Source organism: Bradyrhizobium viridifuturi (genome assembly GCF_001238275.1).
In the GTDB taxonomy this organism is placed as follows: domain Bacteria; phylum Pseudomonadota; class Alphaproteobacteria; order Rhizobiales; family Xanthobacteraceae; genus Bradyrhizobium; species Bradyrhizobium viridifuturi.
Map to the genome: position 1 here is coordinate 92,957 of NZ_LGTB01000034.1, position 22,976 is coordinate 115,932.

General features: G+C 65.8%; 21 protein-coding genes, 2 tRNA genes and 1 pseudogene. 17 read left to right on the top strand and 7 right to left on the bottom strand.

What is annotated here, in order from left to right; all coding sequences use genetic code 11:
* Nucleotides 1-38: 38 nt before the first annotated feature.
* Nucleotides 39-113: transfer RNA gene (locus tag ALC15_RS28090), tRNA-Thr, on the bottom strand.
* A 223-nt stretch (nucleotides 114-336) separates the two neighbouring features.
* Here ALC15_RS28090 and ALC15_RS44910 point away from each other — a divergent pair.
* From ALC15_RS44910 to ALC15_RS28150, 12 genes are all read left to right on the top strand, one after another.
* A complete protein-coding gene (locus ALC15_RS44910; RefSeq protein ID WP_347336319.1) occupies nucleotides 337-639 on the top strand; it encodes a hypothetical protein in 303 nt (100 codons plus the stop codon).
* A 42-nt stretch (nucleotides 640-681) separates the two neighbouring features.
* Entirely contained in the window at nucleotides 682-2,382 is a 1,701-nt protein-coding gene (locus ALC15_RS28100; RefSeq protein WP_050630082.1) for an FAD-dependent oxidoreductase, read from the top strand.
* Nucleotides 2,383-2,390: 8 nt separating this feature from the next.
* Nucleotides 2,391-2,699: a UBP-type zinc finger domain-containing protein gene (locus ALC15_RS28105; RefSeq protein WP_050630083.1), complete on the top strand. Its 309-nt coding sequence runs from the start codon at nucleotides 2,391-2,393 to the stop codon at nucleotides 2,697-2,699.
* A 169-nt stretch (nucleotides 2,700-2,868) separates the two neighbouring features.
* Nucleotides 2,869-3,369, top strand: coding sequence for a hypothetical protein (locus ALC15_RS28110; protein WP_050630084.1), 501 nt, complete (start codon nucleotides 2,869-2,871; stop codon nucleotides 3,367-3,369).
* 147 nt (nucleotides 3,370-3,516) lie between these two features.
* The gene (locus ALC15_RS28115; protein ID WP_050630085.1) at nucleotides 3,517-4,341 is read left to right on the top strand and encodes an alpha/beta fold hydrolase; all 825 of its coding nucleotides are present in this window, start codon (nucleotides 3,517-3,519) and stop codon (nucleotides 4,339-4,341) included.
* Between the two features lie 430 nt (nucleotides 4,342-4,771).
* The gene (locus tag ALC15_RS28120; RefSeq protein ID WP_050630086.1) at nucleotides 4,772-5,200 is read left to right on the top strand and encodes a DUF2948 family protein; all 429 of its coding nucleotides are present in this window, start codon (nucleotides 4,772-4,774) and stop codon (nucleotides 5,198-5,200) included.
* Nucleotides 5,201-5,309: 109 nt separating this feature from the next.
* The gene (hisD, locus tag ALC15_RS28125; RefSeq protein WP_050630087.1) at nucleotides 5,310-6,605 is read left to right on the top strand and encodes a histidinol dehydrogenase; all 1,296 of its coding nucleotides are present in this window, start codon (nucleotides 5,310-5,312) and stop codon (nucleotides 6,603-6,605) included.
* On the top strand, nucleotides 6,602-7,108 hold the full coding sequence (locus ALC15_RS28130) for a UPF0262 family protein (protein ID WP_050630088.1): 507 nt from the start codon (nucleotides 6,602-6,604) through the stop codon (nucleotides 7,106-7,108). The genes hisD and ALC15_RS28130 overlap by 4 nt, the downstream gene beginning before the upstream one ends.
* 111 nt (nucleotides 7,109-7,219) lie before the next feature.
* Nucleotides 7,220-7,681, top strand: a complete 462-nt coding sequence (locus tag ALC15_RS28135) for an arsenate-mycothiol transferase ArsC (protein ID WP_021076517.1) — start codon at nucleotides 7,220-7,222, stop codon at nucleotides 7,679-7,681.
* Between the two features lie 187 nt (nucleotides 7,682-7,868).
* On the top strand, nucleotides 7,869-8,498 hold the full coding sequence (locus tag ALC15_RS28140) for a Maf-like protein (protein ID WP_050630089.1): 630 nt from the start codon (nucleotides 7,869-7,871) through the stop codon (nucleotides 8,496-8,498).
* A gap of 63 nt (nucleotides 8,499-8,561) precedes the next feature.
* The gene (yacG, locus tag ALC15_RS28145) at nucleotides 8,562-8,744 is read left to right on the top strand and encodes a DNA gyrase inhibitor YacG (protein WP_050630090.1); all 183 of its coding nucleotides are present in this window, start codon (nucleotides 8,562-8,564) and stop codon (nucleotides 8,742-8,744) included.
* A 140-nt stretch (nucleotides 8,745-8,884) separates the two neighbouring features.
* Nucleotides 8,885-8,960, top strand: a tRNA-Phe gene (locus tag ALC15_RS28150).
* Between the two features lie 185 nt (nucleotides 8,961-9,145).
* Here ALC15_RS28150 and ALC15_RS28155 read toward each other — a convergent pair.
* From ALC15_RS28155 to ALC15_RS28175, 4 genes are all read right to left on the bottom strand, one after another.
* Complete coding sequence (locus tag ALC15_RS28155) at nucleotides 9,146-9,949, bottom strand: hypothetical protein (RefSeq protein WP_050630091.1); 804 nt, start codon at nucleotides 9,947-9,949, stop codon at nucleotides 9,146-9,148.
* The gene (locus tag ALC15_RS28160) at nucleotides 9,930-12,131 is read right to left on the bottom strand and encodes an AAA family ATPase (protein WP_050630092.1); all 2,202 of its coding nucleotides are present in this window, start codon (nucleotides 12,129-12,131) and stop codon (nucleotides 9,930-9,932) included. The genes ALC15_RS28155 and ALC15_RS28160 overlap by 20 nt, the downstream gene beginning before the upstream one ends.
* Nucleotides 12,132-12,198: 67 nt before the next feature.
* Nucleotides 12,199-13,071, bottom strand: coding sequence for a hypothetical protein (locus tag ALC15_RS44580; protein WP_162240518.1), 873 nt, complete (start codon nucleotides 13,069-13,071; stop codon nucleotides 12,199-12,201).
* Nucleotides 13,072-14,401: 1,330 nt separating this feature from the next.
* On the bottom strand, nucleotides 14,402-16,843 hold the full coding sequence (locus ALC15_RS28175) for a bifunctional diguanylate cyclase/phosphodiesterase (RefSeq protein ID WP_094194154.1): 2,442 nt from the start codon (nucleotides 16,841-16,843) through the stop codon (nucleotides 14,402-14,404).
* 334 nt (nucleotides 16,844-17,177) lie between these two features.
* On the opposite strand from ALC15_RS28175, the gene ALC15_RS28180 reads away from it, so the two are divergent.
* Together ALC15_RS28180 and ALC15_RS28185 are read left to right on the top strand one after the other, a co-directional pair.
* On the top strand, nucleotides 17,178-17,387 hold the full coding sequence (locus tag ALC15_RS28180) for a hypervirulence associated TUDOR domain-containing protein (protein ID WP_050630096.1): 210 nt from the start codon (nucleotides 17,178-17,180) through the stop codon (nucleotides 17,385-17,387).
* Between the two features lie 12 nt (nucleotides 17,388-17,399).
* Nucleotides 17,400-17,948, top strand: a complete 549-nt coding sequence (locus ALC15_RS28185) for a DUF488 domain-containing protein (RefSeq protein WP_050630097.1) — start codon at nucleotides 17,400-17,402, stop codon at nucleotides 17,946-17,948.
* 42 nt (nucleotides 17,949-17,990) lie between these two features.
* On the opposite strand, the gene ALC15_RS28190 is transcribed toward ALC15_RS28185, so the two are convergent.
* The gene (locus tag ALC15_RS28190; protein WP_050630098.1) at nucleotides 17,991-19,151 is read right to left on the bottom strand and encodes a caspase family protein; all 1,161 of its coding nucleotides are present in this window, start codon (nucleotides 19,149-19,151) and stop codon (nucleotides 17,991-17,993) included.
* Nucleotides 19,152-19,224: 73 nt separating this feature from the next.
* Complete coding sequence (locus ALC15_RS28195; RefSeq protein ID WP_128089601.1) at nucleotides 19,225-20,457, bottom strand: hypothetical protein; 1,233 nt, start codon at nucleotides 20,455-20,457, stop codon at nucleotides 19,225-19,227.
* A gap of 210 nt (nucleotides 20,458-20,667) precedes the next feature.
* Here ALC15_RS28195 and ALC15_RS28200 point away from each other — a divergent pair, with 210 nt between their 5' ends.
* The 3 genes and pseudogenes from ALC15_RS28200 to ALC15_RS28205 all read left to right on the top strand — a co-directional run.
* The gene (locus tag ALC15_RS28200) at nucleotides 20,668-21,687 is read left to right on the top strand and encodes a UDP-galactopyranose/dTDP-fucopyranose mutase family protein (protein ID WP_244486298.1); all 1,020 of its coding nucleotides are present in this window, start codon (nucleotides 20,668-20,670) and stop codon (nucleotides 21,685-21,687) included.
* Nucleotides 21,663-21,872 (top strand): hypothetical protein, encoded by a 210-nt coding sequence (locus tag ALC15_RS46590; protein WP_244486299.1) that lies wholly within the window; start codon nucleotides 21,663-21,665, stop codon nucleotides 21,870-21,872. The genes ALC15_RS28200 and ALC15_RS46590 overlap by 25 nt, the downstream gene beginning before the upstream one ends.
* Before the next feature lie 62 nt (nucleotides 21,873-21,934).
* Nucleotides 21,935-22,976 (top strand): annotated as a pseudogene (locus ALC15_RS28205) (serine hydrolase domain-containing protein); the annotation flags it as partial.

Below are 22,976 nucleotides of genomic sequence, written 5' to 3' on the forward strand. Positions count from 1 at the left end.
CGCCGCGTGCTTGTGACGACCATAGCTTGCGAAGATCCTGGTGCTGCCAGACAGGATTGAACTGTCGACCTCTCCATTACCAATGGAGTGCTCTACCACTGAGCTACGGCAGCATGCCCGGGAATAATTGAATCGGCCCGATGGGCCCGTCCAAGCGGGCGGTTCTTGCCACAGGCCTCCCCTTCGCGCAAGCGAAACAGCGTCCCTCCTGCCGGGCAAATCGGCAGAAATCGCGTTCCGCGCCGGTGATTTCGACCAATCCGGCCGATTTCGGCCCGATTGGGTTCCCGATCGCGCCGGAACGCTCCGATCCGCCTGCGGCCGAATCATGTCGCCGTGCGCAACTGGCCGACCGGGCAGGGTGCGCGCGCGGCGGCCATTGTCTATGCTCGGCGCGCGCAATGGCGTCGGCGGTTCGAGAGTTCAGCAATGACGGGTGATCGGGACAGTGGCGGCGGGCAGGCCGGAGCCCGCCTGAAGGATTCGCGGCAGGATCGCCTCAAGCTGGCGCTGCGCGAAAACCTGAAGCGGCGAAAATCCCAGGCTCGCGGTCGCGAGGATGTGGCTTCCGAACCGGCAGACGGCTCGCTAGATCACGTCTCGCCGGATGACGCCGGCGGAAGCGAGCCGGGCCGCTAACCCCGGCTCGGGTGTGTGCAAAGAGAGAAGCGGGTCGCCGACATGGCTGCAATCGATGAGACGACAATCAATCGCCTGAACGCAACGGCCTACGCCTTCCCGCGCCATGAGCAGACCTTTCCGACCCTAACAGCGCATGAGATCGAGCGGATGCGCCGCTTCGGCGAACCGCGTTCGTACAAGGACGGCGAGGCGCTGTTCGAGACCGGGACGCCGGGGCCCGGCATGTTCGTGGTGCTGTCGGGCAATATCGCGATCACCCAGCGCGACGGCCTCGGCCACGTCACGCCGGTCATCGACCAGGGCCCGGGACAGTTTCTCGCCGAGATCGGTCAGCTCTCCGGCCGTCCGGCGCTGGTCGACGGCCACGCCGACGGCGCCGTCGAGACCCTGCTGCTGCCGCCCGAGCGGCTGCGCGCGCTCCTGGTGGCCGAGGCCGACCTCGGCGAGCGCATCATGCGCGCGCTGATCCTGCGCCGCGTCAGCCTGATCCAGGGCGGTGCCGGCGGGCCGGTGCTGATCGGTTCGGCGTCGGTCGGCAACACGGCGCCGCTGCAGAATTTCCTGGCGCGCAACGGCCAGCCGCACCACGTGCTCGATCCCGAGACCGACAAGGATGCCGCCGACCTCGTCGCGCGCTACTCGCCGACGCGCGCCGAGCTGCCGCTCGTGGTCTGTCCGAACGGCACGGTGCTGCGCAATCCGTCCGAAACCGCGCTTGCGATGGCGCTCGGCATGATCGGCAAAGGCGCGCATGAGAAGCTCTACGACGTTGCGGTGGTCGGCAGCGGCCCGGCCGGGCTCTCCACCGCGGTCTATGCGGCCTCCGAGGGCCTGTCGGTCGCGGTGTTCGATTCGCGCGCTTTCGGCGGCCAGGCCGGCGCCAGCATGCGGATCGAGAATTATCTGGGATTCCCGACCGGCATCACCGGCCAGGCGTTGGCCGGGCGCGCCTTCAACCAGGCGCAGAAATTCGGTGCCGAGATGCTGATCCCGGTCTCGATCAAGTCGCTCGACTGCTCGAAGGCGTCGGGTGCGTTCGCGCTCGCCACCGGATGCGGGCATACGCTGCGCGCCAAGTCGGTGGTGGTGGCAAGCGGGGCGCGCTATCGCCGGCCGGTGATCGACAATCTGGAGAACTATGAAGGCCGCGGCGTCTGGTACTGGGCTTCGCCGATCGAGGCGCGGCTTTGCGCCAACCAGGACGTCGTGCTGGTGGGCGGCGGCAACTCCGCAGGCCAGGCGGCGGTGTATCTGTCGGCGCATGCCCGCCGGGTCAACATGATGATCCGCGGCGGCGGGCTCGGGGCCAGCATGTCGCGTTATCTGATCGAGCGCATCGAGGCGACGCCGAACATCGAATTGATGTTCAACACCGAGGTGATCGGGCTTGAGGGCGCGGAGACGCTGGAGCGGGTGCGCTGGCGCAGCCGGCTCGCCCCCGACGAATTCACCATGGATATCCGCAACCTCTTCCTGTTCGTCGGCGCCGATCCGGCGACCGGCTGGCTCGAGGGCTGCGGCGTGCAGGTCGACCGCGGCGGCTTTGTGATGACCGGCGTGCAGAACGGCGAGGGCGCGCCCGCCGTGCCGCTGCTCGAGACCACGGTGCCCGGCGTGTTCGCGGTCGGCGACGTCCGCTCCGGCTCGGTCAAGCGCGTCGGCGGTGCGATCGGCGAGGGCGCGCAGGTCGTCGCCGCGCTGCACGGCTATCTCGCCGATGCCGGCAGTCCGTCGCTGTAGGAGGCTCAATGCCAAAAGGCTGCACCCATATCGCCGGCATCCAGGACGTCACGCCGAGTGCGCGCGGCTGCGAGGAATGCCTGAAGAGCGGCAGCCGCTGGCTGCATCTGCGGATCTGCCGAACCTGCGGCCATGTCGGCTGCTGCGACGACTCGCCGAACCGGCATGCGACGGCGCATTTCCACGCCACCGGCCATCCCGTGATCGAGGGCTACGATCCGCCGGAAGGCTGGGGCTGGTGCTATGTCGACGAGGTGCTGTTCGACCTGTCGAAGCGCAAGACGCCGCATGACGGGCCGATCCCGCGCTACTATTGATTCAAGGTCTCCGACGCGCACGTGCTTCGGCGCGCAGCATCGGCGCCAATTCTCTTGGCGAGAACCGGCATCATTTCATGAGATGTCGGCCGTCCTGCCATCGAACCATGTAGCAATTTTCGAAGATGCATCGTAACGTGGCGTGGGTTCTCAACGGAGAGTGCACCACATGTCGACGATCGTGCTTGTCCACGTCATCATCAGCCTGATTGCGATTGTCGCCGGTGTGGTCGTGATGTTCGGCCTGCTCGGCTCGCGCGCGATGCCCGGGCTGACCTCGATCTTCCTCATCCTCACGATCCTGACCAACGCCACCGGCTTTGTGATCCCGCCTTTGGTGACCGAGAAGCTGCTGCCGTCGCACATCATCGGCGGCCTCTCGCTGGTGCTGCTCGCGATCGCCTGCATCGCGCTCTATGCGATGCAGCTCAAGGGTGCCTGGCGTCCGATCTATATCGTGACCGCGATGGTCTCGCTCTATCTCAACGTCTTCGTGCTGGTGATCCAGAGCTTCCTCAAGGTGCCCGCGCTGCAGGCGCTGGCGCCGGCCGTGCCGCCGAACCCGCCGTCCGGGCCGGTATTCGGGGCAGTGCAGGGCATCGTGCTGGTGTTCTTCGTCGTGATGATCATCGGCGCATGGCGCCGGTTCAGGCCGGTCAATTTCGTCTGATCCAGGCGAGAATGACATCACTTCAAGACGACGCACAGCATAGAAGATGATGCGCGGTGACGTGTCGAGAACACGCGCCGTCGCTCGAGATCCGTTCACGCCTGGCGTGCCGGACCTGGAAAGATCAGCAACAAGAGGAGCAATCAAATGCCCATCATCACCACCAAAGACGGCGTCGATATCTTCTACAAGGATTGGGGTTCGGGACAGCCGATCGTGTTCAGCCATGGCTGGCCGCTGTCGTCGGACGATTGGGATGCGCAGATGCTGTTCTTCCTCAACCATGGCTTCCGCGTCGTTGCCCATGACCGCCGCGGTCACGGCCGCTCCGCCCAGGTCGCCGACGGCCATGACATGGACCACTATGCCGACGACCTCGCGGCGGTTACCGCGCATCTCGACCTGAAGAACGCCGTCCATGTCGGTCATTCCACCGGCGGCGGTGAGGTGGTGCACTACATCGCCCGTCACGGCGAGAGCCGGGTGGCGAAGGCCGCGATCCTGAGCGCGGTGCCGCCTCTGATGGTGCAGACGGCGAATAATCCGGGCGGCCTGCCGAAATCGGTGTTCGACGGCCTGCAGGCGCAGCTCGCGGCCAACCGCTCGCAGTTCTACCGCGATCTCCCCGCGGGCCCGTTCTATGGCTATAACCGGCCAGGTGCGAAGCCGTCGGAAGCCGTGATCCAGAACTGGTGGCGGCAGGGCATGATGGGCGGCGCCAAGGCGCATTACGACGGCATCGTCGCGTTCTCGCAGACCGATTTCACCGAGGATCTGAAGAAGATCAACGTGCCGGTACTGGTGATGCACGGCGACGACGACCAGATCGTGCCCTATGCCGATTCCGGCCCGCTCTCGGCCAAGCTTCTGAAGAACGGCACGCTGAAGACCTACAAGGGTTTCCCGCACGGCATGCCGACGACGGAGGCCGAGATGATCAACGCGGACCTGCTGGCGTTCATCAAGGGGTGAGGGCCGGGGCTGTGTGCTTCGCACTTCGCAACGCCATCCAATGCGGACTTGGCAGGCTGTTGCGTAAGGGAAGCACTGGCGGAAGGGTTCCCTCCCCCTTGCGGGGGAGGGTTAGGGAGAGGGGCCACACGGCGTGCGCTCTCGAAATGCATTCCAATCCGCGCATTCAAGGTTGCGAAGCCCATCGCTTCATCGATTACCTCGCCCGAGGCTTACCCCGCTCCCCAACCCTCCCCCAACGCAAGTCGGGCCTGCCCGACCTACGCAAATTTACAATGCACAACCGGGGATCGGGTCATGCCGCGGAGCTTCCAGCTCCTTTGCATGGGGTTGTTTTCGGTATTTTGCTCGTGTGCCCGCCGGTTCCCTCGAGCGGGATTTCCTTGCGGCCACTGGTACCTCCCGGGCCGCAAGGCGTTATAGTCATCGCATGTCCTCACCCCCACCGCTGAAACTGATCGCCCTCGACGCCGATGACCTCGCGGTCATCTCCGCCCATGTGCAGGACGCCCGCGTCCAGCCCGCCGACATCATCTGGCGGCAGGACGAGAAGCGCCTCGTGGTCGGCCTGAACCGGCTCGACTGGGAGCAGACCCTGTCCGGCGGCACCTGCTCGCGCCGGCTGATTGCCGCGCTCAGGTTCGACCGAGTGCTGGCATGCAAGTCGCGCAATATCGACCTCGAAGCCCCGGAGGCGGCCCTGGAACTGCTCGGGATCGAATTCCACGCCTCCGACCCGCCGGGCGGCAGCGCGCTGCTGATGTTCGGCCATGGCGGGGCGCTGCGGCTCGATGTCGAATGCCTGGAGTGCGAACTGACCGATCTGGGACCCGACGACCTCGGGGTGGGGCCTGGGTAACTCTCGGCCGTGGTCCCGGCTTTCGCCGGGACGACGGGAGCCAAGGGTTGACGGCCATTATCCGCCGCGCCATTGAGCAGGGACCAAGAGTCCTTTTCAGAAAGCCGCCATGCCCGTTCGCCTGGACCGACAGAGCGCCGATTTCGACCAGCGTTTCCGCGACTTCCTGGCGGCCAAGCGCGAGGTATCGGCCGACGTCGAGCGCGCCACCCGCGCCATCGTCGACGACGTGGCGGCCCGTGGTGATGCGGCGCTGCTCGAGGCGACCAAGAAGTTCGACCGGCTCGATATCGACGCCGCCGGCCTGCGCATCATGCCGGCCGAGATCGACGCCGCGGTCGCAGCCTGCGACCCCAAGACCGTCGAGGCGCTGAAATTCGCGCGCGACCGGATCGAGACCTTCCATCGCCGCCAGCTGCCGAAGGACGAGCGCTTCACCGATGCCGCCGGCGTCGAGCTCGGCTGGCGCTGGAGCGCGGTCGATGCGGTCGGGCTCTACGTGCCGGGCGGTACCGCGGCCTATCCGTCCTCGGTGCTGATGAATGCGGTGCCGGCCAAGGTCGCCGGCGTGCCGCGCGTGGTGATGGTGGTGCCGGCGCCGGACGGCAAGCTCAACCCGCTGGTGCTCGCGGCCGCCCATCTCGGCGGCGTCTCCGAGATCTACCGTGTCGGCGGCGCCCAGGCGGTGGCCGCCTTGGCCTATGGCACGGCGACGGTCGCGCCGGTGGCCAAGATCGTCGGCCCCGGCAACGCCTATGTCGCCGCCGCCAAGCGGCTGGTGTTCGGCAAAGTCGGCATCGACATGATCGCCGGCCCCTCCGAGGTGTTGGTCATCGCCGACGACACCGGCAATGCCGACTGGATCGCGGCCGATCTGCTGGCGCAGGCCGAGCATGACGTCAGCGCGCAGTCGATCCTGATCACCGACAGCGCGCGGCTCGCCGCCGACGTCGAGCGCGCGGTCGAGGCGCAGCTCGCGACGCTGCCGCGTGCGGCGATTGCCCGCGCCTCGTGGGACGAATTCGGCGCCGTCATCAAGGTGGCGAAGCTCGACGACGCGGTCGAGCTCGCCAATGCCATCGCGGCGGAGCATCTGGAGATCATGACCGCGGACGCCGAGGGCCTGTCGAAAAAGGTCCGCAATGCCGGCGCGATCTTCCTCGGGGCCCATACCCCGGAGGCGATCGGTGACTATGTCGGCGGCTCCAACCACGTGCTGCCCACGGCGCGCTCGGCCCGGTTCTCTTCCGGCCTCGGGGTGCTTGACTTCATGAAGCGAACCTCGATCCTGCGGTGCGGGCCGGATCAGCTTCGCGCGCTCGGGCCCGCCGCGATGACGCTCGGCCAGGCCGAGGGTCTCGATGCCCATTCACGTTCCGTCGGATTGCGCCTCAACCTCTCATGAACAAGCCACCAGACGACGAGGATTCCAACAATCGCATCGTCGCGGTGACGCTCGACGAGGAATCGATCGGCCGTTCCGGGCCCGACATCGAGCATGAGCGGGCGATTGCGATCTACGACCTGGTCGAGCAGAACCTGTTCGCGCCCGAAGGCGTCGCCGGGCCGGGGCCGTATACCCTGCATATCGCGATCACCGGCAACCGCCTGATGTTCGATATCAGGAAGGAAGACGGCACGCCTGTCGTGGCGCATCTGTTGTCGCTGACGCCGTTCCGCCGCGTCGTGAAGGACTACTTCATGATCTGCGACAGCTACTATCAGGCGATCCGTACCGCGACGCCGGACAAGATCGAGGCGATCGACATGGGCCGCCGCGGCATCCATGACGAGGGCTCACGCACGCTGCAGGAACGGCTCAAGGGCAAAGTGCGCGTCGACTTCGAGACCGCGCGGCGGCTGTTCACGCTGATCACTGTGCTGCACTGGAAGGGTGAAGGCGCATGATCCCGAAAAGTGGCTACCGGTTTTCGGATCGGATCATGCGCCGAAACGAGGGGCGCATGATCGTCGACGCGATTGACGGGGGCGTACCCCGGTCGAAAAAAGCCTGATCGCATGGCAGCGCCAAGCGCGCGCACCCCGCAGGCCGTGCTGTTCGCATGCGGCCACAATGCCGTGCGCTCGCCGATGGCCGAAAGCCTGCTGCAGCAGATGTTCCCGCAAGGCCTCTATGTGCGCTCGGCCGGCGTCAAGAAGGGCGAGCTCGATCCGTTCGCGGTCTCCGTCATGGCCGAGTTCGGCCAGGACATTTCCGGCCACAAGCCGCAGACCTTCGAGGAGCTCGAGGACTGGGAGGGGCTGAACTTCGACCTCATCATCACACTGTCGCCGGAGGCGCACCACAAGGCGCTGGACCTGACCAGGACGCTCGCCGCCGATGTCGAGTACTGGCCGACGCACGACCCGACCGGCACCAGCGGCAATCGCGAGCAGAAGCTCGCCGCCTATCGCGAGGTCTGCGACGGCCTCCTGATGCGGATCCGCCGCCGCTTCGCCAAGGCCGCGGCGAACCTTTGAGGCGAACACGCGGCGTGTTCCGATTCGCAGGTTCGGCCCTTGTCGCCAGACTGACAAACAGCTGTGCTTATGGGGCCTTGTCTCCAAGCGGGAGCGCGATTCGCGGCCGGTTCCAAGGTTGTGCATCCATGCCCCATCCGATAGGTTCCGCCCGCGTCCGTCCCCCCGATTCAGCCCAAAAGCCCGCATGCTAGGCCGTCCCAAATTCGTTCTTGCTTCCGGTTCGCCGCGGCGGCTGGCCCTGCTCAACCAGGCCGGCATCGAGCCCGACGCGCTGCGCCCGGCCGATGTCGACGAGACCCCGCGGCGGGGCGAGTTGCCGCGCGCCTGCGCCAACCGCCTGGCGCGCGCGAAAGCCGATGCGGCGCTGAAATCGGTGCAGCTCGACGACGATCTGCGCGGCTCCTTCATCATCGCCGCCGACACCGTGGTCGCGGTCGGCCGCCGCATCCTGCCCAAGGCCAATCTGGTCGACGAGGCCGCGCAATGCCTGCGGCTGCTGTCGGGCCGCAACCACCGCGTCTACACCGCGATCTGCGTGGTGACGCCGCGCGAGGCGTTCCGCCAGCGCCTGGTCGAGACCCGCGTGCGCTTCAAGCGGCTCAGCGAGGACGATATCCAGGCCTATATCGGCTCCGGCGAATGGCGCGGCAAAGCCGGCGGCTATGCCGTGCAGGGCATCGCCGGATCCTTCGTGGTCAAGATGGTCGGCTCCTACACCAACGTCGTTGGCCTGCCGCTCTACGAGACCGTGACGCTACTCGGCGGCGAAGGCTTTCCGATCCGCCACGGCTGGCTCAACTCCGTCGCGGTGTGAGGCCGAGGAACCTCGTGCCCTCAGCGCCCTTGCATCTCGATTGATGTAAGCTACCTCCGAGCCATGACCGACCAAGCCCGAACGCCCCCGGCTACCCCGCGCGCCTGCCCGATCTGCGGCAAGCCGGTCGAGCAGGCCTTCCGTCCGTTCTGTTCGTCGCGCTGCCGGGATGTCGACCTCAACCGCTGGCTGACCGGCCACTATGTCGTTCCCGGCCGCGAGGACGACGCCGACGACCCGGAATAGCCAAGTTTTCCCAACAAGTTGGGGAAATTTCACAGAGCGGGCCGCGCCCGGCAAAGCGTTTCGCGAAGCCGGGTGGACACGGCGCTCCGACCTCTCTATAAACCGCCCGCTCGCTTCGGCCTTTCCGGCCCCGCGGGTATGCCCAGGTAGCTCAGTTGGTAGAGCATGCGACTGAAAATCGCAGTGTCGGTGGTTCGATCCCGCCCCTGGGCACCACGTTCCGCCCTTGCGGGCTATGCGTGGCGGAGCCTCGCAGATTGCGACGGCGAAGCGTGTCCGGCGTAGCTTGAGCAAAGCGAAAGCGAAGACGGACTTTTCGATCCCGCTCTCGGGGACCACTCCTTTCACGGCAGATTTGATCGGCTGGTAGCTCCAACGAGCAGGCCGGTGGATTGAGCGACCTACCGATAGTCCCTGTTGTTGATCGTCTTGCTGTCCTTGCCTTCGTCGGCGCCGGTCGGCATGCATTCGACCTGTAGGAGGTCGGGATAGAGCTCCCAGGACCGCACCAGGAATTTCCTGCGCACGCCGTAGGAGGTGATGACGCAGCGGTTCAACACCGGGCTGACGGCGGCGGCGACGTAGCCGGGATAGAACAGCGAACCGTGGTGGAGGATGCTCCAGAGCTCGTTGAACCAGGTCGAGCGCACCCGGAAGGTCACGGTGTTCTGCTCGGTGCAGGGCAGCGTCTCGCAACCATAGACCTCGTGGACCTCGAGGCCTTCGGTCTGCGAACCGGAGAGGTTTTGCGAATTGGAGAGATACAGCTGCTCATCGTGGCGCACCGTGGCCAGGTACCAGGGCAGGGTCGCCGCGACCGTCACCGCGCCATAGACAAAGTAACAGACGGTGATCGTCGCCAGGATCATGATGCCGCCGCGCGCCTTGCTGAATTCCGGATCACCATAGGCGTCCTTGGCGTAGACGCAGCGCGCCCACAGCCCGCGGTAGCCGGCGAATAGCCATCGCACGAAGCGGTAGATCCGCCAGGTGACCGGCGCGATCAGTGTCAGGTAGATCCATCCGCAGGAGCGGACGAACTGCGACCAGAACCGGCCGAGCATGGTCAGGTCGCGATGGGCGCGCCCGAGCTCGGACTGGTCGTAGGACTTCTTGGCCTCATAGGCGTTGGTCTTGAAGTCGGACAGCGTCTTGTCGATGCCGTCCAGCAACGCGTTGGCGTCGTCATGCGGCTTTTCGGTCATGGGGGATCCAGCTCGACGTGAAATTGCGGCTCGTGGCATCGAAGCCGATGTCGAGCGTACCGCTGAAGGCCGGGTCCGCCATCGTCTTCTCGACGATCATTGCTTCGATGCGTTTGATGCGCCCCGGCAGGCCGCGCGCGCCGATCTCGGGCGAATAGGTCTTGTCGCAGAACTCGCGCAGCTGGGCTTCGGGGAAGCGCACCTCGATCGATTGCGCCGTGTAGAAGGCGTTGATGCGCGCGATCTCGCGGAACACGATCTTCTCGATCGTGTCCATGTTGAGCTTATGGAACAGGATGATGTTCTCGCGCCCCTCGAAGCGGTTCAGGAATTCGGTCCGGAAGGCCTTCTTGAGGTCGCGGATGGTGAGTTCGTAGGCCTCATCCTGGCTGAGGTCGCCGGGACCGGTGCCAACCCGCAGCGCATGATCCGCGCCGATGTTGGTGGTCATCGGCATCACCACGTCGCCGAACTCGACCTTGCGGCCCAGATTGTCGCGGCAGCGTCCATCATCGAGGATGTTGAGGCAAATATTGAAGATGTCGGGATGAGCTTTCTCGATCTCGTCCCACAGCATGACCTGATACGGATTGGCCCGCACCGAATTGGTCATCTCGCCACCGGCCGCGAAGCCGTCATAGCCCGGAGGTGCGCCGATCAGCTTGGTGACGTCGTTCTTCTCCATGAACTCGCCCATGTCGTAGCGGTTCAACGCCTTGTCGGTGTCGAACAGCGCTTCCGCCAGCCCCTTGGCGACCTCGGTCTTGCCGACGCCGCTGGCGCCGCAGAACAGGAACGGCAGCGGCCTGTCGGTGCGGCGTCCCCGCCGCCAGACCTTGACCGCGCGATCGACATGATCGAGCACCTCGTCCTGGCCGAACACGCGCCGCTTCAGCGAGCCGTGGAGATTCAGCAGCTTGACGGCGTCGTTCTGCTTGAGCTTGGAGGCATCGATCCCGGAGATCAGCGAGAATTCGTCGATCACCATGTCCGCCGTGAACAGCAGCCGATCATTGATCTCCTTGGTGACGGCCTTGTACTTCACGCGATTTTCGTCGACGGCGGCCTGGGTCCGCGCGATGTCGCCGCGCAGCGAGAGAATCTCGGGCGTCGCATAGCCGGAGGCTCTTGCGATCAGATCGAAGTCGGCATCGCCGGCCGAGGCCTTGCCGGCGGGCTCGTCGAGGTGCCGCTTCTTTTCCTCTTCCTCGAGGGCGCGCAGTTGGGCCTCCATGTGTGCGATCGACTTCTCGCCCTCGCGCTGCGCCGCGTAGTAGCCCTTGATCCTGGCCTGGTATTCGGCGAACTCGGCCTTGTGGCGCGCGATCGCGGCGCGCACGGCGGCGGCCTTCGTCTCGCTTCCCGCAGGGGCTCCGCCAGCGGTGAGGCGCGCCAGCTCCGCCTCCAACTCCGCGAGCAGCGGCGGCGTCGAATGCGCCCGCAGCAAATAGCGCGCCATGCCGCGATCGAGCAGGGTGCGGGTGCGCGCGGGCTGCGCCGCGGTCAGCCCGGTGTCGAGGGAGCGATACTTGCTCGTCATGTCGATGGCGGCCTTGACCGCCGCCGGATCGATCCGGACCTCGTAGCTTTCCTCGAGATCTTTCGCGCCGTGCAGCGCGATCTCCTCGAGCTCGGCGCCGGCCGGCTCGGTCAGATCCATCAGCGTGAAATGATCGCGGAAATCGGAATGGCACTTGAGCACCTGGGTCAGGTCGGCCTCGCGCACCTCGAGGAAGACTTGCGTCTTCTTTGCCTTCACCATCGCCGTCAACGCGTTGACGATGTGCATCAGCCCGCTGTTGCGCAGCGCGTCGATCAGATCGAGCGTGTCCTCGACAATCAGGACACTGTCGGGGGTGCGGTTCAGGATGGCGAAGATCGCCTTGAATTGCTTGACGATGGCGTCGTTGTCGCCGAGCCCGAACAGGCCGTCGGTGTCGAGCCAGAACAGCCGCTTGTTGACGATATCGAACGGCGCGTCGGCGTCGGCCTTGCGGGCCTGCAGCGCCAGCGCCAGCGTGGTGATGCCGACGCCGCTCGGACCGGAGACGATCACGCTGTTGGCTTCCATCCGCGTCAGGATGGTGCACAGTTCCTCGAACTTCTCCGCCCGGCCAACCAGCTTGAAGTTCTTCCGGTTGGCGAGCATGTCGCTGCCGGTGATCAGAAAATTGTCGGCCATGGGGATGTCCATCGGTCAGGCTGCAGGTGGAAGGCCCGGACCGGCTGTGCCGGTCCGGGAAACAAGCTCAGATCTGTCCGAACGTGATCTCCTTGTCGTCGACCGGCTTCGGCGCCGTCGCAGCGGCCGACGCGCCGGGTTCCTTGGCGTCCATGCCGATGCTTTCCTGCAATCGTGCGCGCACCGTAGCGGTGACATCGCTGAGCTCGCCGAGCCGGCTCTGGATGTTGGAGAGCCCGTCTTCCCGCAGCTTGTTGGCGGCCTGCAGCGATTCGGCGATGTTCGACATCGACTCGACCTTCTCCATGATCCGCTTGGAAGCCTCGTCGACCTGCAGCGCCTGGCGGATCACTTCCTTGTTGGCGACGTCGTCGGTCACCGCATTCATCGCACGCATCGAATCGCGCACGCTCTCCGAGGCCTCATTGAGCGCCGAGTTGTTGAGCGCCTGGATCGTGGTGTTCAGGCTGGTGGCCACACTCGCGATGCCGTCGCTGGAGAGCTCACGCAGGTTGACATTCTGCTTGCCGAGGGCGTCGTGGAAGGTGTTGGCGTCGACCGCATCCTTCTCGAGATCGGCCACGGTCTTCTTGGTGCCGCGCCCGCTGTCGAGCAGCGCAGTGACGTGGCGCTCGAAATCGTTCTTCTTCCGCTCACGCTCGAGGCGGGCAAGGGTATCCTCCCCCTCGCGCGCGGTCGACAGCGCCTGCACCTTCTCCTTGTTCGCCGCGGAGGCGAGGTCGATGCCCTTGTCGAGGATCGCGACCACCGTGATCATCTGCGAGTTGATCTTGACCAGCTTGTCGGCCTGGCCCTCGATCCCGCCGAGTTCGTCGCGCAGCTCCGAGACGGTGACCTGCGACTTGTCGATGTAATCGAGCGCCGCCTTGATAATTCCTTCGACGCGCTTGACGTGCTCGGGACCGGAGATGTCGAGCATCTTGCGGACCTGGTCCTTCTCGGATTTGAACTTGCCTTGCTTGGCGTCGCGCTCGGCCTTCTCCGTGATGATCGCCTTTGCCTTGTCGCGACAGTCGTGAGGCCCTCGATCCGCTTGGCGATCAGGAGCTCCTTGGCGGCGATTTCGGCCTGCGCGGATTTCTTGATGCCGCCGAACAGGCCGGTCTGCGTTTTCAGCTTGGCGATGTCGCGCTCGAGCATCTCCTTGTCGGAGGTGATCTGCCGCGCTTCGGAGTCGATCTCCGAGGTACGGCGATCCCAATCGGCCTCGCGCTTGCGATCCTCCTCGATCTCCGCGAAGGTATCCAGCACGACATTGTCGCCGGCGGTGCGCAGCGTGTAGAGCGCATCGAGATTGTCGACCAGCGGCCGGATCATCTCGCGGAAGTCGAGCACGCCCTTGTTCATGTCCGCGAACGTCTGCTTCATCTTGGCGAAGACAGACGTCGACGACAGCTCGATCAGCTTGCGTTGCATCAGCGTGCGCTGCTGCGCCAGATATTCCTTGTAGGCCTCGAGCTGCTTGACCGAAGCCTTGCACTCTTCGGCAAGGTCCGGCGAGAGCAGGGCGCCGATCTGGCGGCTGCGCTCCTCGGGCGTGACTTCGGGGTTGAAGACGATCTTGGCCACGGGATTGGCGGTGATATCGACAGGCGCGGCCTGCGTCGCCTGCTTCGGCGCCATCCGCGCCTTAATGGCCTCGTTGACGGCGGTCGATTCCGCGAGTTTCGGGGATGCAGAGGTAGACATTGCAGTCGTCTCCAGGTGGGGCGACTCCGAAACGGAGTCGCATGTGCAGCGCAGCCGTTCAGGCTGCGTTGCGGGAAATCGTGCTTGGGCAGCTCACATGAAAATTCCGGCCGGCGCGGAAGCTAGATGCGGCTCCTCAGCCGCACAACCATAAGGTGGTGCAATTAGAACGTTTAACCAAACGAAGTCGCAACAGTGTGTACGCATCGTTTTATGATTGCTGAGAGTTTCAGCCCGGCGGGAAGCTCATTGTTGATGGCTGTTTTGTCGCTTCATGCCCGGTCTGGTTCGATTGAATCGTCGAGGGCCTGTTCTGGATCGATGCGAGGGGGGCTTGGCATCTGACGCCAAAGGAGATGCGCCCTCTGGTTGACGCGCGCAAGGCGCACACGGCGATTTGAACGCGCGGCGGTCGTCTGGTTCGGGATCGATCAGATTCCGCTCTAAGTATCTGAATTTAGTCTTGAAATTATCCAGAACCCATTGCGCAGGCAGGAATTCCGGCCGGATGTAATGTTGTTCAGCCGCGGGCAAGTAAAATCGGCCAAGGCAGTGCTGGCCTAGAGGCGATTCCGTCTCGGCTGGATCCGGTACGCCTCGCGCTCGATGCCGGCGGCGACCTGGGGCGCCTTGTTGGCGGCGACCGGTGGTGAAAACACGAAGCCCTGCACCAGGTCGCAATCGAGCCCGCCGAGCACGTCGACCTCGGCCGCCAGCTCGGCGCCCTCCGCCACCACGGTCATGCCGAGCCCGTGCGACAGCGCGATGATGCCGCCGAGCAGCTTGCGCTTCTCCGGCGCGGTGGAAATGCCGTCGACGAATGCGCGGTCCACCTTCAGGCAGTCGAACGGCAGGCGCGTCAGATAGCCGAGCGAGGAATAGCCAGAGCCGAAATCATCCAGCGCCAGCCGGGCGCCCAGATCGGAGAGCGCCGTCAGCGTGCGGCTGATCCGCTGCTCGGTATGATCCACGAACAGGCTTTCGGTCAGCTCCAGGCAGAGCAGCTCCGCGGGAAAGCCGGTCTCCGCCAGCGCGGCCCCGACGGCCGTCTCGAAATCCACGTTCCAGATCTGCGCCGGCGAGACGTTGACCGAGACGGTGCGCGGCGGCAGCCCGGCATCCAGCCAGGCGCGGCCCTGCCGGCAGGCCTCGCGCAGCACCCAGAGGCCGAGATCGACGATGAGGCCGGAGCTTTCGGCGATCGGGATGAACTCCGCCGGCGGGATCGGCCCGCGCTCGGGATGGGTCCAGCGCAGCAGCGCCTCGAAACCGGTGACGCGGCCGGTCCGCAGGTCGAGCTGCGGCTGGTAATGGGCCTCGAGCGCGCCCGTCTCCACGGCGTGGCGCAGGTGCCGGCCGAGATCGAGCCGTTGATCGACCGCCTGGGCATAGACCGGCTCGAACAGCTGGGCCCGGCCGCGCCCGGCCTCCTTGGCCATATAGAGCGCGAGATCCGCGTTGCGCACGGCCGTCTCCGCCGTCGCGCCATGCTCCGGCAGGCGGGCGATGCCGATGGTGGCGCCGACGACGGCCTCGCCCTCGGTGAGATCGACCGGGACCGACAGCCTGCCGATCAGCCGGTTGGCAAGTCCGGTCAACGCGGCGTCGGACATGCCGCGTCCCTCCGCGAGCACTGCGAATTCGTCGCCGCCGAGCCGGGCGATGAAGGCACGCGGCCCCAGATCCTGGCGCAGCGCCGCCGCCACCTGGATCAGCAATTTGTCGCCGGCGGCATGACCGAGGGAATCATTGACCTCCTTGAAGCGATCGAGGTCGATCAGCAGCAGCGCGCCGCCGCGGCCCTCCACGGCGCAGCCCTCGATCATGGTGGCGAGCTGGCGCGTGAACAGCGCGCGATTGGCAAGCCCGGTCAACGGGTCGCTGTAGGCGAGCTGCTCGAGCTGGCGCTCGGCCTCCTTGCGCTCGGTGACGTCCTGCACGGTGCCGATGATGCCGATGACCTTGTCGTGGGCGACCTCCGCCTTGCAGATCACGGCCAAGTCGCGCGCGGTGCCGTCCGCGTGCAGGATGCGCAGGTCCGTGGCCTCGGTCCTGCGGGTGCGAAGCACCCGCTTCTGCACGTCGCGGAAGCGCTCGGCATCGCCGCCCAGGAAATGGGGCATCACGCTTTCATTGGTCGGCTCGAACGTCGCGGGGTCGAAGCCGAGCAACTGATAGAGCTCGGGTGCCCAGGTCGTGCGGCCGGTGTCGAGCCGATAGCTCCAGGTGCCGATCTTGCCGAGCCGGTGGGCTTCCTCCAGCGCCCGCGTGCGCTGGTCGAGCAACGCCTTGGCTGCCCTCAGCTGGGTGATGTCGCTGGACGTGCCGCGATAGCCGAGAAAGCTGCCGTCATCGGCGAAGATCGGTTTGCCGCTGGTGCAGATGCTGACGCGCGAGCCGTCCTTGCCGATCAGCGTATAGGTGAAGTCGCGAAACGGGCGACGGGCTTCCATGTCGGCCCGGTGCCGCGCCATCGCCTCCGCGTCCTCGGGCGCATAGGCCAGTTCCCAGCGCGCCTTGCCGCCCGAGGCCACCGTCTGGAAGGCGGCGTTGCCGGTCAGCGATTTGGGATAGGGCAGCAGCCGATGGGCGGCGTCGCTTTCCCAGCACCAGTCCGAGGCGGTAGAGACAAAATCGGCCAGCCGCTGCTCGCTCTCCGCGAGGCGGCGCAGCGCGGCGGTTTCCTCGGTGACATCGCGGACGATGCCGGACACCCGCCGGACCTGGCCGCGTGCGTCGAATTCCGGCTCGCCATGCACGACGCAGTCGAGCACGCTGCCGTCGGACCTGCGCAGTCGCGTCTGCACCGCATAGGGCTGCCCCTCCGCCCAGCAGGCCGCGTAATGCGCCTCCAGAAGCTTCCGGCTCTCAGGCAAATAGCGCTCGCGCACCGTGGCGATGGGGATGAAGCCGTCGACCGTCTTGAATTCGTAGAACGAGGCGAATTCGGGCGAGATCCAGACATCGGTCGCAGTGGCACTGTGCGATTCCCAGTACCCCATGCGGGCCATCCTGATGGCACACCGCAGCGACCGTTCCTCATTCCAGCGTCGACGCGCTACCCGCGTTGGGGCCTGCCCTTGCGGCAATTTACGAGCGGCCATCGGTCCCCAACCAAAAACGCCAACGTACAATTACGCGGCAAACTCGTTAGCATATCGCGCGACAACCTTGGAGCGATGCAGCTCACAGTCGGGGGGTCTTCCGCAGATTTGGTATAGTATCGGTGAATCCTGCAACCAGCATTAGGTGCGGGAGGAACTTAACCTGGATGAAACTCTTTGTTGCCGCGGTAGCTCGTTGCCTGGCATCCCGCGCGCGAAGGACGCTTGAAAAATGACCAGGAGATTCAAGGTCGGCGATCACGTCAGCTGGAATTCCGAGGCCGGACGCGTCTCGGGCACCATCATCAGGATTCACACGCGTGATTTCGACTACAAGGGGCACATGCACCGCGCCTCGGCGGCCGATCCGCAATACGAGATCAAGAGCGACAAGACCGACCACGTCGCGGCCCACAAGGGCGGCGCGCTCCATCCTGCGTAGCAGGGGCGAGGCGTGGCACTCCCGTTCTTCACGATAGGTCATTCGAACCGCAGCCTCGAGGATTTCGTCGCCGTCCTCACCGCGGCCGGCATTGACCGTGTCGTCGACATCAGAACGGTGCCGCGCTCGCGAACCAATCCGCAGTTCAACAAGGACACGCTTCCCGGCTCGCTCAACGCCGCGGGCATTTCGTATGAGCATCTGGCCGATCTCGGCGGGCTGCGCGGCAAGGCGCGCAGCGTGCCGCCTTCGGTCAACGGCTTCTGGAGCAACGAGAGCTTTCACAATTACGCCGACTATGCGCTGTCGCCGCAGTTTCACGCTGCCCTGCAGCGTCTGCGCGACGAGGGCCACGCGCAACGCTGCGCGATGATGTGCTCGGAGGCGGTGTGGTGGCGCTGCCACCGCCGCATCGTCGCCGACCACCTGATCGCGGCCGGCGAGAGTGTCGTCCACATCATGGGAGAGGGCCGGCTCGAGCCTGCCCGGCTCACCGAAGGCGCCATAGTGCAGGGCGATGGGATGGTGGTCTATCCGGCGACGGGGCAGCTCGATCTATGAGAGCGTGATGCAACCCGCGGCGACCGCGGTGTGCCATGCGCTTCACTCCACGCTGCGCTTCCAATAGCCGGTGCCAAGCTTACCGGTGATGACAGCAGTTGCGTCATGGACCTCGTAGGAACCGGCGTCGCTGTAATTCCGCATGCCCTTCAGCGCGTGTAGCGTCCAGCGGCCGTTGGCGAAGGTCACGGTGCCTTCATGGGCTTGCGCCGAGCGGAACGGCTCGGCGTGGAATTTGTAGGTGCCGTCGGCCATGATCTGCCAGATCCAGCGCGACTCGCCGCGGCCGCTCGCCACCATGATCTCCCAGGTGCCGACCAGCGCGGGATCGATGGCACCGACTGGCGTTGCCGGCGGCACCGACAATGCCGGAGCGGCCGCTGCCGGCGCATTGTTCGCCTGCTTCGCGCTTGCCGTCTCGGCGGGCGGCGCTGCCAGATAGATCGCCTTGCGCGACAGCGAGCCGTAGACGAAGGGCTGCTGCTCGTTGCGCGTCGCCTCCATCACGTCATCGCGGACGTTGCGGAACATGAACGTGACCTCGACGCCCGGCGCCTCGATGTTGCGCAGCAAGGCTGCGGCGAACGGGCTGTTGCGGCCGTCGCCGTCGAGCGCGGTGGTGCCGTCGCGCGCGGCATAGGCGACCAGCACGTTGCCGACCGGCTCGATGCGGCCGAGCCCGCTGGTCGTAGCGGCGCAGGTCGCGATCGAGCGGCTCATCTTCGCCGCGAACGGATTGTTGCGGCAGGCGTCGAGGATGACGAGGCCGAGACTTCCGGTGTTGGAGACCTGCAGCATCACGCTCTGCAGGCTGATCGCTTCATTCGCGGCATCGGTGTCGCGCTTCAATTCGGCATCGACCGGGATCAGCCAGTTGTCGCCGTTGATCTCCATGCCATGGCCGGCGAAATACACCGTTGCCATGTCGGCGCCGGCGGCCTCGTGTCCGAATGCGATCAGGCCGCGCCGCATCTCATCGAAGCTGCCGTTCCTGATCAGGGTGACGGCGAAGCCGAGGCGCTTCAGCGCCGCGGCGATATCGCCGGCGTCAGTCGGCGGATTGGTCAGCGCCGGCACGCTCCTGTAGGCGCCGTTGCCGATCACCAGCGCCACCCGCTTGCCGTCGGCGGCGGCCGGCGGCGAGGCAAGGCCGACGAGCGCCGCGGCAACAGCCAGTCCCGAAACAAACGCGCGGCGGTTCATGCTGGACCCGTTCGGAGGTGACGGGTGCAGGGTATCGCAGCCGGCGCGAGCCGGCCATGGAAATGGCAATGCGTCAGGCCGCCTGCTTCGGCATCCAGACGCCGGCCGGCACCGGCTCGGCGGGCAACAGGCCGGCGCCGGCGGCGCCCGCGATCGACATCGTGATCTCGTGGATGTCCTGCACCGACCGCTGCATCGAGAAGCGCGGATAGAGCTCGCTCATCGTGGCGGCGGTCGCCGCCTGCGCCGCGGCAGGGTCGGCCAGCACGGCCTCGACGGCGGCGGCGATGCTGGCCGTGTCCTGGCCGAAGCTGTAGCGGGCAAGATGCGGCATCTCCGCTGCCGAGAAGCGGTTGGCGTCGAACACCGGCACGGTGCCGGCGCCGAGCGCGAAGAATACCCGGTCATGCACCGACAGGTCGATATTCGGATTGAGCGAGACCGCGGCGAGATAACTGCCGAGGCTTTCGCGCATCGCATCGAAGGTCATTGCGCCGAGCACGCGGGTCGGACGTCCGCTGACGTCGAGATCGCTCCAGCCGCCGCCGATGAAGTCGACGGGATAGTCGGCAAGCACGGCACCGACCTCACGGGTGCGCACGCCCCTGGTGTAGTTGTCGAGCCGGGTCAGGATCACGTTGAACAAATCGCCGCCCGGCGTCAGATAAACCAGATGCCGCTCGGCGACGTCGACGATGATCTTGGGAAACGCGCCGCAGGTCTTGCCGCGCGCCTCGGCGATCGCATCGAACAGCAGCGCGAACAGTTTTGGCGGCATCGTCTTGCGCCAGCCGCGCTCGAGTCCGAGCGGATTCCAGCCGGACTTCGCGAACATCAGCCGGCCGTTGCGCTGCTCGGGCGGCAGGCCGCCGAAGAAGCCGGGATCGGGGATGCCCATATGGGTCGCAAATGCGCTGCCATTGGCTCGGAGATGGTCGCGGTTGAACGCGGCGTGGTCCGGAAACACGTAGCCATGCGCGGCGTAGCGGCTTTCGAGCCCATGGCGCTTGGCGAAGTAGCAGGGGTGGTCGCAGAACCAGGTGAAGACGGGTATCTGGGCGACGTCCCAGAACAGCCTGCCGTCCTTGGTGTGGATGTCGAGCCCGATGCCGGAGAAGCCGAGCGCCATCGTCTCGGCCTTTCGCGGCAGCAGGGCGTTGAGCCGGGCCGAGAAATCCGGCGCCAGCAGGTCGAGCATCTTGACCTCGTGCCCGAGCCGGTCGAACTCGGCGGCGGCCATCGCGAGGATGCCGCGCAGTGAATCATAGGTGGTGTTGCTGGAATACAGGACGCAGATCACGGACATGGAGCCCCCGCGCATGATGCTGTTGCCGCGCGCGCGGACAAATCCATCGCCTCGCATGCTGTCAGTTGAACGGCCAAGCCGGCCGTTCCGGGCTCGGAATTATCGTGGCCTTAACCAAAATCTTCGCCGGAAGTCGACCGCAGCGCCGTTGAAGCTCCGTCGGGATGTCGCGGCGGGCTGCCGCCTGGGCCCGCGCGGGGCGGGGGCCACATGCAGCTTGAAAGCTTCGACGTCGTCGTGGTGGGGGCGGGCTTCTTCGGCGCCGTGGTCGCCGAACAGGTAGCGAGCAAGCTCGGCCGCTCGGTCTGTGTGCTCGATCGCCGGCCGCATATCGGCGGCAATGCGTATTCGGAAGTCGATTCCGACAGCGGCGTCGAGGTGCACCGCTACGGCACCCATATCTTCCACACCAATTCCGAGAGGGTCTGGCGCTATCTGCAGCGCTTTACGTATTTCACCGACTACCGTCACCGCGTCTTCACGGTGGCGAGCGGCCGCGTCTACTCGATGCCGATCAACCTTGCGACCGTGTGCGCCGCGTTCGGCCGCATCATGTCGCCCGACGAGGCGCGCGCCGTGATCGCGGCGGAGGCTGCCGCGCACGGCACGGCCGGCATCGGCAATCTCGAGGACAAGGCGATCGCCTCGGTCGGCCGCACGCTCTACGATCTCCTGATCCGCGGCTATACGCAGAAGCAGTGGCAGACCGATCCGCGCGAGCTCTCCGCGGACATCATCGGCCGCCTGCCGGTGCGCTTCAGCTTCGACGATCGCTACTTCGCCGACCGCTATGAGGGCATGCCGGTCGACGGCTACACCGCGATCTTCCGCCGGATGCTCGAGCATCCAAAAATCGCGGTCGAGCTCGGCGTCGACTATTTCGACGTCGCTGAGCGCATCACGCCGCGCCAGCTCGTGATCTATACCGGGCCGATCGACCGTTTCTTCGGCTATGCCTGCGGCCATCTCGGCTGGCGCACCGTCGACTTCGCACGCGAGGTGCACGAGGTCGCCGATTTCCAGGGCGCGGCCGTCATCAACTATGCCGACGCCGAGGTGCCGTTCACAAGGGTCCACGAGTTCAGGCATCTGCATCCGGAGCGCGCGCATGAAAGGAAGCGGACCACGATCTATCGGGAATATTCCCGCTTCGCTGGCCGCAACGACGAGCCGTATTATCCGATCAACACCGCTGCGACCGCGCCATGCTCGCGTCCTATCACGCCATGACGGCGGCGCATCCGAACGTGATCTTCGGGGGCCGGCTCGGCTCCTACAAATATCTCGATATGCATCAGGCGATCGGCGCGGCGCTGAAGACGTTCGAGCACGAGGTCGAGCCGTTCTTCGCAGGAGACATGCGCGCCGGCGGCACCGCCGCGCGCCGCCACGCCTTGTCGCCCTTGTCGGCGTGATCTAATCCTGCGACCTGCGGGCACCAAATCGCATAACAATCGCCCGCCCCGGTGAGGAAAAAATGCGAAAGATCGTCATTGCCGCGGCTGCCACCGCCACGAGTCTTGCCTTCAACATCGCCCATGCTGCGCCGCCGCTCCCGGAAGCTTCGGCGCATCAGGCCGGCTTCTCGGACCAGGGGCTGGCGCGGCTCGACGACTTCTTCGCGCGCGAGATCGCAGCAAAGCGGGTGCCCGGCGCCGTGGTGGCGATCGCGCGCGACGGCAAGCTGGTGCACTACAAGGCCTATGGCCAGCTCGATCCGGTCAAGGGCACGCCGATGCCGATCGATGCCGTGTTCGCGCTGGCCTCGATGACCAAGCCGATGGCGGCGGTCGCGGGGCTGACGCTGCTGGAGCAGGGCAAGTTGCCGCTGCAGGCGAAGGTCGCCGAGTTCTATCCGGCGTTCGCCGACATGAAGGTCGGCGTGCAGCAAGCCGACGGTTCGCTGACCATGGAGCCGCAGGCGCGCCCGATCTTCATCCACGATCTCTATCGCCACACCTCCGGCCTGATGTATGGCGGCCGGCCCGACAGCTCGAGCGCGCTGGCCCGGCTCTATCCCGACGGCACCGCGCCGGCGGTCGAAGGCGACACGGCGGCCTTCATCGACCGCATCACCAAGCTGCCGCTGGTGCATCAGCCCGGCACCGAGTTCGAATACGGCTTCTCGATCGACGTGCTCGGCGCGGTCGTCGAGAAGGTGTCCGGCCAGCGGCTCGGCGACTATCTTGCCGCCAATGTCTGGAAGCCGCTCGGCATGAAGGAGGCGACGTTCCACCCGAGCGACGCCCAGCGTGCGCGGCTGGCGCGGCCGTTCCCCAACGATCCGCTCACCGGCAAGCCGCAAGCCATCAAGCTGCTCGACACGCCGACCAGGTTCGACTGCGGCGGCGCCTGCTCGTTCGCCACCGTCGGCGACTATGTCCGCTTCGGGCAGATGCTGCTCAATGGCGGCGAGCTCGACGGCAAGCGCATCCTCAGCCCGCAGATCGTGCATCACATGACGTCGAACCACCTCGGCCGAGATCAAGAACAAAAGTCGCCGCGATCGAGCCGCATCG